This is a genomic window from Exiguobacterium sp. s5, from assembly GCF_018618075.1.
In the GTDB taxonomy this organism is placed as follows: Bacteria; Bacillota; Bacilli; order Exiguobacteriales; family Exiguobacteriaceae; genus Exiguobacterium; species Exiguobacterium mexicanum_A.
The window spans coordinates 1-12502 of the sequence record NZ_JACSLK010000005.1 but is presented as its reverse complement, the minus strand read 5'-3'; the positions used below and the strand labels follow the sequence as shown (position 1 = coordinate 12502).

Here is a 12502-nt window from a genome sequence, read left to right as displayed (position 1 = left end):
AGATAAGTTACGGAGGCAACAACATTGTTTACCATGAAAAAAATTATAGCTTCAACTTTACTTGGTGTTATGTTAGTTCAAAGCGCATCCCCTTCTTACGCTTTAAACTTGACTGAAAAACAAAAAAATATCCAGCAGAAGCAAGCGCAAAATTCTACAGAGCAACGTAAAGCTAATACGTCAATTCAGCAGCGTGAACAAGATATCACACTCGAAGAACAGAAACTGAATGACTTGGAATCCGAGTTACAGGATATTATCAATGAGGTCACCCAGAAGAAGGCTGAAATTCGGACAACCCAAAAGAAAATTGCTCAGATTCAAACTCAAATTAAAGAATTCCAGAAAAAAATGAGCTCTCAAAAGACATTGATGGAAGAACGCATGGTCACGATGCAAAAAAACGGTGGTTCTTCTATAAACTGGGCTGAATTTATTTTTGGTTCAAAAGACTTTGGTGATCTGGTTTCACGCATGATCACCGCAGGGACGATTCAAGAAAATGATCAAGAACTTTTCAAAGAATATCAATCAACAAAAAATAAGCTTCAAATTGCTAAAGCTGAATTGGACACTGAAAAAGATAAGCTTATTAGTCAAAAAGAAGAGCTAGAGAATAGTCAGAAAAAATTGAACGGCAAAATTAAAGTGCGGGCTGCTCAAATAAAAAAATTAGAGGCCGAAAAAATCCAGTTCACATCTAAATTGGTAAGCTTGCAACAAATGGAATCGACGCTTCAAGAACAAGAAAAATCAATTCAAGCAGAGATTGAAGCCCAAAGGCTTGAAGAACAAGCTAAAATTCGTACCAAAGAGGCTGCGCGTAAAGCTGCAGAAGCAAAAAGTGCCGAAAAAAATGAAATCAGCGAGAATAAAGCCTCTCTCGAAAAATCACCAAACTCTGAGAAAGTGGTAAACACTTCAAAGACTACGGATTCACTCGCTTCTCCAACAAGTGGCGGAGTTTTTCAACGTCCAACCTCAGGTATCGTAACCCAAGGATGGGGTCCAGCAGGCGGGGCCAATGGCTACAGCTTCCATAATGCACTAGATACAGCTGGACCAGTAGGAACTCCTATTATGGCTGCTCAAACAGGAACTGTAACTCGAGCAGGCTGGGGTGGACCTTATGGAAATCATGTCATCATTACGCATGTCATAGGCGGTCAAGTTTGGACTACCCTTTATGCTCACATGAGCTCATTGTCCGTTTCCGCCGGACAACGTGTGACCCGAGGACAGAACATCGGTGCGATGGGGAGTACCGGAAATTCGACCGGTTCTCATTTACACTTTGAAGTCCATCGAGGAAACTATTCGTACTCAGCTACAAGTGCAGGGAATACAGTCAACCCATCCCAATTTTTCTGAATTTCAGAGGCGAAATTGTTTAACACTATATAATTACTTCAGTAAATCACTTAATATTTAGACCACAGAATATTAGATGCCCCGTAAAAGTTGGACCTGATAATCTAATTTTTATGGGGCGATTTTTATGTCCGAAAGCTTTTAAAGTCTCGGTGACCAAACGCTAACTGACTCGCAAGAAAAACTTCAGAAAGTTAGGATGAGCTTTCGTTCGTGCCCCCACCCCCCTACGAGTGCCTGGGGAATACAATCTCAGGTGCGACATACACATTCACTATGTAGATATTAAAAACGATATGGATGGGTAGACAATCTTTAATCGATTCAATCTTGAAGTACAGACTCTTCTCTCCTTTGATGACCTTCAACTGGCAATATACGTCGAGACGAACCTTAGGTTACTAAGGCCGTGTCTAACGGTCGATGATAAATTTACGGATATGAAGGTCCAAATTCAAACCTAGGTTGTCGAAGTCACCAGATGATCTATTTCATGATCCAACTTTTTGGATTAAGTTCAATTAATATCTTTTGAACTTAATATATAAAATTGAACTTAATATATAAAATGTACATTTCTTTATTTTTTATATAGAAAAGTAAACCAATCGAGCATACGACGCTCTATAAAGTCTTGAACCTTAAAAGTGACATGGGGTCTATGCTCGATAGCTAATAAGATTGCATGATCAGGTCACTTTTAATGTAATAATCAATACATCACATTTTCGTGTATGTTAATATTAAATCGTTTAAAGGAGAGAAAAAAGATGGCAAGGTTTTTTTCACTGTTGATTGTTTTGTTAGTATTATCTGGTTGTGGAAGTACAGTAAGCAATAATGGACCTGAAGTGATTCCAGAATTAATTGATGTACAATTTAAAACAGATCCTGAAATAGTAAAAGCAAACGAAGTTATTGAACTTATAGCAACTGTTTCTCAAGGAAACGAGAAAGTAGACGATGCGGATAAAGTTGAATTCGAGATATGGAAAGAAGGCCAAGAGGAAAGCCAACACGAAAAAATTGAAGCCAATTATCAACAAGACGGACTGTATGTAATTTCTTATATTTTTGAAGAGCCCGGTAAATACTTTATATATTCACATACGACAGCAAGAAGCTATCATTCTATGCCCAAAAACGAAATATTAGTAAAATAATAAATTTTAATTATTACAATTAATAATATAGACGAGCTAATCCATGATGAAAAAACTCGTTTTTATTGAATCGCGCGACAACATCAACCTTGTGATATATGCTCGAAAAATACCAATTTTATGATATATCCTTTCCGCTCCAATGTCTGATACGTCCATTCCGTCGCTCCACCTTGGAAACTACCATCAGTTGTATGCTTATATGTAGGAATATAAACGCGAGTCAAATAGAGTCACATTGCTCAAACGCATCCTCAAAAACTCGAAGGATGCGTTTTTTGTCCTGCTGAGTATTGCGGATACAGAGAGCCACTAGTGCGGACGACTGAGCGAGTCAATATGAAGAAAAAGGCCATCGACTCATCGATGGCCAAGATCTTAGCTTATCCCTAGCCCGTGGTGTTCCCTCATTGAGGTTTCGCCATCGACCAGGATTTTATAGGAGTCGTGTACGATCCTGTCGAGAATTGCGTCCGCGATTTGGGCCTGTCCTAGATTCGAATGCCACTCCGCGTGGCGTTAGACGCGCCCACGCTCTTGCTTTTGACGTTGCCCTTACGCTCCGTGCCTCCCGTTAGAAAGGGCCAGGAACATAGAGATGCGGCGGTGAGCCAGCAGCTCTTGTTATCGGGCCGTCAGGGGGGCAGCGGTGCGATGAGCGACTTCGCCTCCTGGCGTTAGACGCTCACGCATGAGCCCGGATCACCATTCCTTCTCCCATGCCCCGTCTTCAGACACGCCCCAATCCTCGAACCGATACTTGATGAGCCAATGGACATGCATCACTTCATATTCGAATACACCCTTGGATAGCTCTGAGACGACGAAGCTGACTTCTCCATCCGCCACCACCCATGTCCCGTATAGATACACTTTCTTGATCGGACGCTCTTCTGGATCCAGATAGATCAGCACCCGGAAGTAAGGCGAGTTCCGTCCGTCATCGAACCGGACGACCTTCTCGACGCAATGTTCCCTGTCGACGACACGCATCCATTCGGGATGTTCCATCAGTTCCGAGAACACCGTCCGGACGAACGGATCCAATCCAGCGAACGCATAGTCATCAAGCAGCCCCTCATCCATCACGTCTCCCCCCTTCCGCTTCGCTATAGAACGATTCCCCGTCCAGAGCCAGTTCAGTCCTTGTTCATGAAACTACAGAAATGACGACTTTAAAAAATGTATACATGTATACGCGTATACAAATCTACATGTATACATGTATACAAATATTTTTGTTCTTATGTACGACGATTCCGTCGAATCATATTGGTATTGAAAAAGACGGTGAGGTGGGTCAAGCGTTCTCCTTCCTTCACATCACAAAGAAGATCCATGCTCACAAGTTTTAAGTCGTCAAAATCTTCTTGGAGCCGGTCAGGAAGGCGTCGAAGTGTGTAATGCAAAATAGGAGTGCAGAAGTGTGCAACGGAAACGTACACAACTCTGCACTCCTATTTTAGAAAAGAAAAAGGACTTGCCAGCAACCATAATCTCACCCTAACGTTTAAGTTGCGACACAAGAACGTTAGGAGATGGAAGGAATGCTAGCAATGTCCGATATCAATTGTATCAAATATCTGAGAAACCACAAATCACATTCGATCAATCGAATCGCTAAAAATCTAGACCTCAACTGGAGGACGGTAAAAAAATACGCGGATTCAGCTCAACTGCCGAGTGAAACCATTCGCCCCAAGAGAGGCATGATGTACGGAACGAAATGGGGCGAGATGGTCGAGGATTGGTTGACCGAGGATCAAATGCTTCAGAAAAAGTTAAGACGAACGAATAAAAAGCTTTATGAAACGCTGGTGGCGAACGGATTCGAGGGTTCTTACCGGACGGTCTGCAATTTCATCAAGAGCTGGCATATGACGAGCGAGGAGGAAAACGACACAAGGCAAGAACGATTGCAACACCCTCCGGGTGAGGCACAGGTAGATTTCGGGACGATGGAAGTCGTCAAAGATAGTCATGCGGTCGATGTAAAATGCCTCGTCATGAGCCTGCCCTTCAGTAACCGCACAGCAGCTGTCGCCCTGCCCGCAGAAAACCAAGAGTGCTTTTTGACGGGACTCAAAATGCTTTTTGAAGAAATCGGTGGTGTACCGCAACAGCTCAGAATCGATAATCTCCCCGCCGCAGTCATCCAACCACGAACGACAAAAGAAGAGGCGATCTATACAGATGCTTTCCTGCAGTTCATGGCACATTACGGCTTCCAAGTTCAAAGCTGTAATCCTTACAGAGGTAACGAGAAAGGAAGTGTCGAGAACAAGGTAGGATACGTTCGGTACAATTTTCTTGTCCCAGCCCCTGTCATGCATGATTACGATTCGACGAACCGGCAACTCGCAGCTTCCCTACGGGATGACATGGAGAGAGTGCATTACGAAAAGCATGTGCTGATCCGTGAGTTGTTCGAAGAAGAGCAGAGACATCTATTGCGATTGCCGCAAGAAGACTTCCCCGTCTTCAAAGAAGAACTGTTCAAGGTGAACAAGTACGGCGAAATAACGATCGATAAGACGAAAGTCTTGATCCCTTCAGGGGCTCGTCATGGGCAAGTACGCGCCATCTTAAGGTGGGATTCGATGAAGATTCTCTCACTTCACGGAGAAATCCTCTACGAAGAAAAACGTCCCTACATGATGACAAAGCGTGCGCTCCCATGGGAAAACATCATCAGCACTTGGCACAAGAAGCCGAGAAGCTTCGGGCACTCCCGTTATTCCGAATATCTGCCGGGTAGAATCAAAGAGTACCTGGGCGTACCCAACTTACTCGTTCGGCAGGAAAGACTGGCCTGGATCCGAGCCAAGCTCGCACTCTATCCAATCCTCGAGATCAATGAACGCCTATACGAGCTACTGAGCGAGGACGACGATCCAGCCGTGGTTGAGGACCATCCTTATGATGTGGATTGGAGCAAGTACGATAGCCTGAATCGGCCTTGGGGAGAAGGTGGTGCAGTATGAGCCTAAAAGAAATGTGCAAATCGCTCCGCCTTGCCTATGTCGCTGAAATCTATGAATCGATTCCAACGGAATCCCCTGAAAAGTTTCTCACGGAGCTTTTCTCGATGGAAATGCGCCTCCGCGAGGAAGCGAAAGCGCAACGGTTAATCAAAAAGGCAAAATTCATCAACAATAAGTCACTAGACGACTATCATTGGGGCAATCACATCTACTTCCCAAAGCATTTAGATAAGGACGAACTGACCTCACTGAATTTCGTCGAGCACTCACAGAACGTCGTTCTGACAGGGTCCCCGGGTACAGGAAAGACCCATTTGGCCATCGGGCTCGGGAGAGAAGCTTGTCACAAAGGTTATGAGGTGAGGTTCTTCCGGGTCTCTGAACTCGTCGAGCAACTTAACAAGGCCTGGCGGGATGGAAAACTAGGCAACTTCCATTCTCGTCTCGAGTCGGCAGATATGATTATTTTAGATGAGATGGGATATCTCCCTCTCACAAAAGAATCTGCGGAACTTCTGTTTCATCTCATCACCGACTGGTACGAGCGAAAGAGCCTGATCATCACATCCAACCTTGAGTTCAGCCAATGGAATCGCATCTTTGGCGACGCGCGCTTGACTGCGGCACTCGTCGATCGCGTCATCCATCACGCTCACATACTAAACTTTACAGGTGACAGTTATCGTGTCACGCATGCGTTGTCGAAACACTAAAACCCAGCTGGCAAAGTTCTGTACTTTTCGTTGCATTATTGTGCACATTTGTATTGCAAAATACAGTCGAAGCAATACCTCCGTCATCTCGTCCATCGTCTGTTGATCTAGTTGGTAACTGTCCATCTGAATCTTCCTCTCCTGTTGATAGCCTCATGATACCTCGCATCCAAGCAGACAACATCTCGCCTAATTTCACGTAAGCCCTAGGGCTTGTTTAGAAAACATGCTCATTTTCAATAAACAAACCGTGTTTTCACTTCTGTCATTTCATCAAATAGTCTTCTTACGAGACAGACCAAAACAACGTCCAACCTTCACACACGAACCATCGCGTTTTCGTCATGCGAAAACGACCCTTTTCCGGATCCCGCTCTATGGATCCAGGCGAGAGCAACGCGAGTCGCCCATCCAGTCAAAGAAAAACGTACGTTTTTCTTCCTTGTCCTTACCGGACGGACCGGGACCGGTCCCCCGGCCCCACTCCATTCCGTTCAACCCATGTAACCTCGCTGTTTCATGCTGACGTACGACTCGTCCGCTCCGAGGATGAGATGGTCGAGCACCGGGATGCCGATGAGGTCCCCCGCCTCATGTAACCGTTCGGAGACGAGGATGTCCTCCCGGCTCGGCGTCGGGTCCCCGCTCGGGTGCTGATGACAGACGATGAGGCACGAGGCGTTGTTCAAGATGGCGCATTTGAAGACCTCCCGTGGGTGGACGACACTCGAGTTGACGCTCCCGACGTGTGCCCGGTGGACGCCGATGACCCGGTTCTTTGTGTTGAGCATGATGACGAGGAACACTTCACGGTCGTCGTCCCCGATGAACGAGGAACCGATTTGTCGGGCACTGTCCGGTGATTGGATGATGGCGTGCTCGAGAGCGACCATCTCCTCGCGAATCTCTTGTTTGATACGAATGACCTCGATGATGGATGTAAGTTCCATGATGGTTTGTCCCCTTTCGGATAAGCCGAGCTCAGAACGAACACCGTTGTGCGTCCTGTTGACGGGAACGAAGCGAGCGTCGGGAGACGGTGCAAGGGCGACCGCAGGGAGAGCCTCAAAAAAATGCGTAGAGCAAACGGAGGGACAGGCTTCCGTAGCCAACGAGCGAAAAGCCTCGCTTTGAGCCTAAAGCGAAGGAAGACGGGCCGGAGGGCGCGTCATTTTTTTGACGTCCCTTGCACCGAAGACCAGCGAGCTAGAGTACGGAAACAGGACGCACGGATTACCAATCACGAAAAAGGCTGTTCAAACGGGACAAATCGGGTATAAAATAAGAACAAACGTTCGTTTTATTGAGAGGGGTAATTATTATGACGATGTATCGCGATCGGGGCGAATTGAAATGGATCCCATTCCTCATGCCCGAGCACAAGGCGCTACTGACGAAATACTATAAAGAGATTCAAAAAATTGAGATGCCAGATATCGATGAACAGGTCCTATCGGTCTATGAGAATGTGCTGAACGACGCGATCTTCAGCGGAGATTTGGTAGAGGTAAAATATGTGGAGAAGCGGGAGATGAAACGATTCAGAGGATTCGTGCACCGGACGAACTACATGGAGCGGACCGTCGAGCTGGCCAATCAAAGGGAAGGGATCATCCATGTGCCGTTCGAGGCAATCATTCACGTCGAACAATCGATAGACTAACGCCCTGGCGGTTGCTGACGAAAAATCCTTTGCTGCTTTTATAGATGTATCAGTTAAAAGTTGCAGTACACTGATATCTTTAAATCATTCCGTTTGTCAATTTAAGCTAGACAGATCGACTCCATTCAGGTGACTCAAAAATGCCTCCAACGGTGTGCGGTAATTCAGTGACTTTCTTGGGATGTTATTCCGCTTGTCGGCCACCGACGAAATGAATGTTTGATCCACCTGGTTGAAGTCCATTTCCTTTGCCAAGCCGTCTTTCCGCAGGAGCCCGTTGGAGTTTTCATTCAAGGCGCGCTGAGAAGGCGTGCCGGGATCCGCAAAGTAAATCGAGACGTCGTGCCGGTTGCACAACGGTTTCCAATTGGAGAATTCCTTGCCGCAATCAAACGTGATGGATTTGAACAGATTTCTCGGGACCCCTTGGAACCACTGGTTCAACGCAGTTTCAATATCGCAAGCCTTGCGTCCTGCAGGCTTCAGGGCGATGATGACTTTCGTCAGCCGTTCGACCAGCGTGATCACCGCACTTTTGTGGCGGGCACCCACAATGGTGTCGCCTTCGATATGCCCGAACTCTTTTTTGAACGACGGGTTGTCGGCTTCCCGTTCGGAAATATGGCGTTTGAACGCCTGTTTTCCCCGGCGTTCCTGGTGTCCATTGGGTTTCCGTTTTCCTTTCATCGGCAGCGTGGCGGCGTCAAAGACCTGATTTTTGAACATGCGATAGATGGTGCGCGCGGAACAATCGATGGCCGTTTCTGCCCGGCCGACAATGACATCCGGCGTCCAGCCCTGCGCCACCTTGTCTTGAACATAGGCCACTTGTTTCTTCGGCAGGACAATCTTCCGCCGGCCGCAGCGTTTCTTATTTTTCTTGTATTGCGTGTAGAAGTCGAGCGCTGTATGTCCTGATTTCAGGAAATTGATGACGTTGTAGATTGGCTGCCTGGAACGGTTCATCAACTTAGCAATGATCGCTACAGGTATATTTTGGCGGTGGTAGGATTCTATCATCACCAGTTCATCCGTGGTAAGATGGGTGTAGGTCATTCGTGATCACTCCTATGTTTTTCTTTGGTCGGAAAATACATTGTGAGTGTACCACGAATGGCTTTTTCAATTGTCTAGCTTAATTTTACAATCGGCGATTAATGAATGAATGATCAATTTTTGAAAACTTTTTTGTGTTAATTGAATTTAAGTAGAAAAGAGAAGAAGCTTTTGGGCTTCCTCTCTTCCGATAATATCTCATATGTTAACTATAAAAATATATTTAATTATCCAAAGTCTTCAAACCTCCGTTTGACTTTAACCTAATACAAAACTGTGCCCCCAAGGTTAAAGAAAATTCAACTTTTGGGAGGCAGCACTTTTCGTGTACGACAATTAAACACGGTGTTAAACAGCTCTATTTCTTAGTTTCAATGTCATCGCATTGATAGCCACGATAACCGTGGACACGGACATCAGAACTGCTCCTGCGGCAGGAGCCAACGTAATCCCAATGGAGGCTAGAACACCCGCCGCTATGGGAATGGCAATAAAGTTATAACCGGCTCCCCACACGAGGTTCTGTTTCATTTTACTGGTTGTTTTATTGGCCAATTCGATAAAGGATTCAATATCGCCTGGATCCGACTGAGTCAAAATCACATCAGCGGAATCGATGGCGACTTGAGTTCCGGCACCGACTGCTATCCCAACGTCTGCTATTGCAAGGGATGGTGCATCGTTGACGCCATCGCCGACCATGATAACCGTTTGTCCATTATTTTTCAGTGATTCCACTAAACCATATTTATCTTGCGGTGATTGATTGGCTCTGTATTCAATGCCCAGTTCCTCTGCTACTCCTTGGGCCGCCGTTTCATTGTCACCTGTAGCCATAATCGGTTTTATATTGTAATGCTTCAATGCCTGTATCAGCGTTCTGCTCGTTTCTTTCAATTCATCGCCTAATGCGACCGTACCGATCGGATTCCCGTCCTCAACTAGTATACTTAATGTTGCCCCTTTGGGAACATCCACCGCTACATCTCTTCCAAGTGCCTTTTGGCTGATCAATTCGTATTTGCGGCCATTGGCGTTTCCTTCTATACCCGCACCCGACACAACATCAATCGAATCAAAGTGGACAGGCTGAATCCCTTGTTTCTCAGCGTATTGGACGATTGACTGGGCGATTGGGTGGCTGGACCCGCCTTCAATCCCTGCCATTAACGCCGCGATTTCGGCTTCGGTATGTTGACCATCCAGTGTTTCCATGTTCAAAACTTTAAATTCGCCAGTAGTCAATGTACCCGTTTTATCCAGTATCATTACATCAGCCTTAGTTGCCAGCTCCAATGCTTCGCGGTCTTTCACCAACAGCCCGCGGCTTGCACCTAAACTGGTGCTTCGTGCAATAACCAGCGGAATGGCAAGGCCGAGAGCGTGTGGACATGCAATGACTAATGTCGTAACCGTAAAAAGAACAGCGGTTTGAATGTCAGCAATGTACAGCCAAACGACAAAAGCGAGGAAAGCCGCCGCAATGGCGATATAAAACAGCCAGCCGGCTACTTTTTGAGCCAGATTTTCAGCTCTTGAAGGTTGATCCTGCGCCTGGCTTATCAGGGTTTGTACTTGGGAAATGAACGATTGGTCGCCGGTTTCCTGTACTTCAAGATATATGATGCCTGCACCGTTCGTGGAACCGCCGATCACTTTGTCTCCGGCTCCTTTTTCAATGGGTTTAGATTCCCCCGTCAGCAAAGCTTCATTGATCCGCGAGGTGCCTCTTTTGATGATGCCATCGGCAGGGACGTTTTCTCCGGCCTGAACCCGTACAAGGTCTCCGACTTTCAGCTCATTTACGGGACGCGTCTCGATCGAATCATCTTCCAATACCACATGTGCATCTTTCGGCACCAATTCGGCGAGCGATTTTTGCGCGTCTCCTGCTTCTCCGATAGCCTTCATTTCGATCCAGTGTCCAAGGAGCATGATCAACAGCAAGGACGCGAATTCAAAGAAGAAATCCATGATGTGATCGCCGGTTACGTAGCGTGCCAGCACGGCGTAAATGCTGTACAAATAGGAAACGGATATCCCTAATGAAATAAGGGCCATCATGCCCGGTGCTTTTTCCTTAAATTCAGCGATTGCACCTTGATAGAAGGGTTTTCCGCCATAAACCAATAAGATAGTTGCTAATACAGCGACCACAATATCCGAGTATGGAAAAGTAAATTGGAAAGGAAGCCGAACGTCCATCATCGGCGACAATAATAGAATGACAATGCCCAAGGGCAGCGACTTCAGGAAAATTTCTTTGAAATTCCCATGATGGTGATGTCCATGGTCACTATGATCGTGGCCACCATGATTGTGATGGGCATGATCATCATGAATTTTGGCAGGATTGCTGTCGTCTTGAATGCCTTCTTTCACTTGGTCTTCATGGTACGAATGCCCAACATGTTTGGAATGATCCATTTTACTGTGATCTACCTGTTCGTCTTGATGGTGGTGATGGTCTTTATCATTTTTAGCCATTCAGTGCGCCTCCTCCAAACTAGTGGTTCTTATCCTATTTAACCCTATTTACATTCTTAACATTCACAAAGTTCTTGCCGAATATACCACGCGAGGGTATATTTCATTTAAAAGTAAAGTGTGCTGTGAAAGCACCCTTATACGACGTCATACCCTTGTTCTTCAATCGCTTTCTGAATTTCGTTTAATGATGTCTTGGCAGTATCATAGTCTACTGCCACTTCGCCTTTTTTAAGATCAACTGTCACAGATGAAATCCCTTCGAGTTCACCGACGCCCGTTTCAACCGAGTTTGCACAGTGGCCGCAGGACATACCTTGTACTTTTAATGTTTCAATCATTATTATTCCTCCTAAAGTAATATTTCCTTAAACTTAACATACCCCGATAGGGTATATCAAGTGTTTAGTATCATTTTACTTTATCGCTGTTTCCATGACTCTAATTTAGAAGTTCACAATGACCCCCCAAAAAAACCGCACCATTGATTTTAATATTTGATTACTTGTCTATAAAATGTGCAGTTTCTATGGAGTTTCGGTATTTCTGTTTAGTTTGGAAAGGAGAGGGAAATCAAGTAAATGAAACAAAAATAAGAAATGGAGGTTTTAACATGGCTCATGAACAACATCAGGAATTGATTCGGGCATTACATGATTGTGCAGCGGAATGTAACCATTGTTTTGACGCTTGTCTGCAGGAAGATGATGTGAAGATGCTAGCACAGTGCATTCGATTAGACCGGGAATGCGCGGACATGTGTGCATTTTTGGAACATGCCATTACTCACAATTCACCGTTCGTTTCCGAACTGGCAGCCGTTTGCGCAACCATTTGCGAAGCTTGCGCAGAGGAATGTGAGAAGCACGCCGATCATCATGAACATTGCAGACGCTGTGCGGAAGCTTGCCGTAGATGTGCAGAAGCTTGCCGTAACGCCGCATAACCTTACTCAAAAAGGCCCGTCGGAAATATTTGATATGCTCCCCAATAGGTAGACAGATGAAATAACAAATCTGTTTATTCTATTGGGGAGTGTTTTTTTATGGCGAGAAGTCGGCATTC

General features: G+C 45.6%; 11 protein-coding genes and 1 pseudogene. 6 read left to right on the top strand and 6 right to left on the bottom strand.

The annotated features are described in order from the left end of the window. The first annotated feature begins 33 nt into the window (after window positions 1-33). Both KNP60_RS10925 and KNP60_RS10920 read left to right on the top strand, forming a co-directional pair. Window positions 34-1371, top strand: a complete 1338-nt coding sequence (locus tag KNP60_RS10925) for a murein hydrolase activator EnvC family protein (protein WP_029336183.1) — start codon at window positions 34-36, stop codon at window positions 1369-1371. 770 nt (window positions 1372-2141) lie between these two features. Beyond that, the gene (locus KNP60_RS10920) at window positions 2142-2534 is read left to right on the top strand and encodes a FixH family protein (RefSeq protein ID WP_029336184.1); all 393 of its coding nucleotides are present in this window, start codon (window positions 2142-2144) and stop codon (window positions 2532-2534) included. Window positions 2535-2912: 378 nt separating this feature from the next. Here the strand turns inward: KNP60_RS10920 and KNP60_RS10915 are convergent. Together KNP60_RS10915 and KNP60_RS10910 are read right to left on the bottom strand one after the other, a co-directional pair. After that, a pseudogene (locus KNP60_RS10915) lies at window positions 2913-3041 on the bottom strand (ATP-binding protein); the annotation flags it as partial. 195 nt (window positions 3042-3236) lie between these two features. Next, window positions 3237-3620, bottom strand: coding sequence for a hypothetical protein (locus KNP60_RS10910; protein ID WP_214797464.1), 384 nt, complete (start codon window positions 3618-3620; stop codon window positions 3237-3239). A gap of 461 nt (window positions 3621-4081) precedes the next feature. On the opposite strand from KNP60_RS10910, the gene istA reads away from it, so the two are divergent. Beyond that, window positions 4082-5518, top strand: a complete 1437-nt coding sequence (gene istA, locus KNP60_RS10905; RefSeq protein WP_029595511.1) for an IS21 family transposase — start codon at window positions 4082-4084, stop codon at window positions 5516-5518. After that, a complete protein-coding gene (gene istB, locus KNP60_RS10900; protein ID WP_029595512.1) occupies window positions 5515-6231 on the top strand; it encodes an IS21-like element helper ATPase IstB in 717 nt (238 codons plus the stop codon). The genes istA and istB overlap by 4 nt, the downstream gene beginning before the upstream one ends. Before the next feature lie 494 nt (window positions 6232-6725). On the opposite strand, the gene KNP60_RS10895 is transcribed toward istB, so the two are convergent. Continuing rightward, on the bottom strand, window positions 6726-7181 hold the full coding sequence (locus KNP60_RS10895; RefSeq protein ID WP_035385670.1) for a JAB domain-containing protein: 456 nt from the start codon (window positions 7179-7181) through the stop codon (window positions 6726-6728). A gap of 371 nt (window positions 7182-7552) precedes the next feature. Between KNP60_RS10895 and KNP60_RS10890 the strand changes: the two genes are divergently transcribed. Beyond that, window positions 7553-7894: a YolD-like family protein gene (locus KNP60_RS10890; RefSeq protein WP_029595514.1), complete on the top strand. Its 342-nt coding sequence runs from the start codon at window positions 7553-7555 to the stop codon at window positions 7892-7894. A gap of 96 nt (window positions 7895-7990) precedes the next feature. On the opposite strand, the gene KNP60_RS10885 is transcribed toward KNP60_RS10890, so the two are convergent. From KNP60_RS10885 to copZ, 3 genes are all read right to left on the bottom strand, one after another. Further along, window positions 7991-8950 carry an IS30 family transposase gene (locus KNP60_RS10885; protein WP_114167461.1) on the bottom strand — a complete coding sequence of 320 codons (960 nt, stop codon included), beginning with the start codon at window positions 8948-8950 and terminating at the stop codon, window positions 7991-7993. Window positions 8951-9298: 348 nt separating this feature from the next. Next, complete coding sequence (locus tag KNP60_RS10880) at window positions 9299-11437, bottom strand: heavy metal translocating P-type ATPase (protein WP_029595516.1); 2139 nt, start codon at window positions 11435-11437, stop codon at window positions 9299-9301. A 137-nt stretch (window positions 11438-11574) separates the two neighbouring features. Continuing rightward, entirely contained in the window at window positions 11575-11778 is a 204-nt protein-coding gene (copZ, locus tag KNP60_RS10875) for a copper chaperone CopZ (RefSeq protein WP_029336157.1), read from the bottom strand. Window positions 11779-12050: 272 nt separating this feature from the next. Between copZ and KNP60_RS10870 the strand changes: the two genes are divergently transcribed. Continuing rightward, the gene (locus KNP60_RS10870) at window positions 12051-12383 is read left to right on the top strand and encodes a four-helix bundle copper-binding protein (RefSeq protein WP_084158420.1); all 333 of its coding nucleotides are present in this window, start codon (window positions 12051-12053) and stop codon (window positions 12381-12383) included. Window positions 12384-12502 lie beyond the last annotated feature (119 nt).

Coding starts and splice junctions, on each gene's coding strand:
- KNP60_RS10925 (WP_029336183.1), top strand. CDS start 34: ATGAAAAAAATTATAGCTTCAACTTTACTTGGTGTTATGTTAGTTCAA.
- KNP60_RS10920 (WP_029336184.1), top strand. CDS start 2,142: ATGGCAAGGTTTTTTTCACTGTTGATTGTTTTGTTAGTATTATCTGGT.
- KNP60_RS10910 (WP_214797464.1), bottom strand. CDS start 3,620: ATGGATGAGGGGCTGCTTGATGACTATGCGTTCGCTGGATTGGATCCG.
- istA (WP_029595511.1), top strand. CDS start 4,082: ATGCTAGCAATGTCCGATATCAATTGTATCAAATATCTGAGAAACCAC.
- istB (WP_029595512.1), top strand. CDS start 5,515: ATGAGCCTAAAAGAAATGTGCAAATCGCTCCGCCTTGCCTATGTCGCT.
- KNP60_RS10895 (WP_035385670.1), bottom strand. CDS start 7,181: ATGGAACTTACATCCATCATCGAGGTCATTCGTATCAAACAAGAGATT.
- KNP60_RS10890 (WP_029595514.1), top strand. CDS start 7,553: ATGACGATGTATCGCGATCGGGGCGAATTGAAATGGATCCCATTCCTC.
- KNP60_RS10885 (WP_114167461.1), bottom strand. CDS start 8,950: ATGACCTACACCCATCTTACCACGGATGAACTGGTGATGATAGAATCC.
- KNP60_RS10880 (WP_029595516.1), bottom strand. CDS start 11,437: ATGGCTAAAAATGATAAAGACCATCACCACCATCAAGACGAACAGGTA.
- copZ (WP_029336157.1), bottom strand. CDS start 11,778: ATGATTGAAACATTAAAAGTACAAGGTATGTCCTGCGGCCACTGTGCA.
- KNP60_RS10870 (WP_084158420.1), top strand. CDS start 12,051: ATGGCTCATGAACAACATCAGGAATTGATTCGGGCATTACATGATTGT.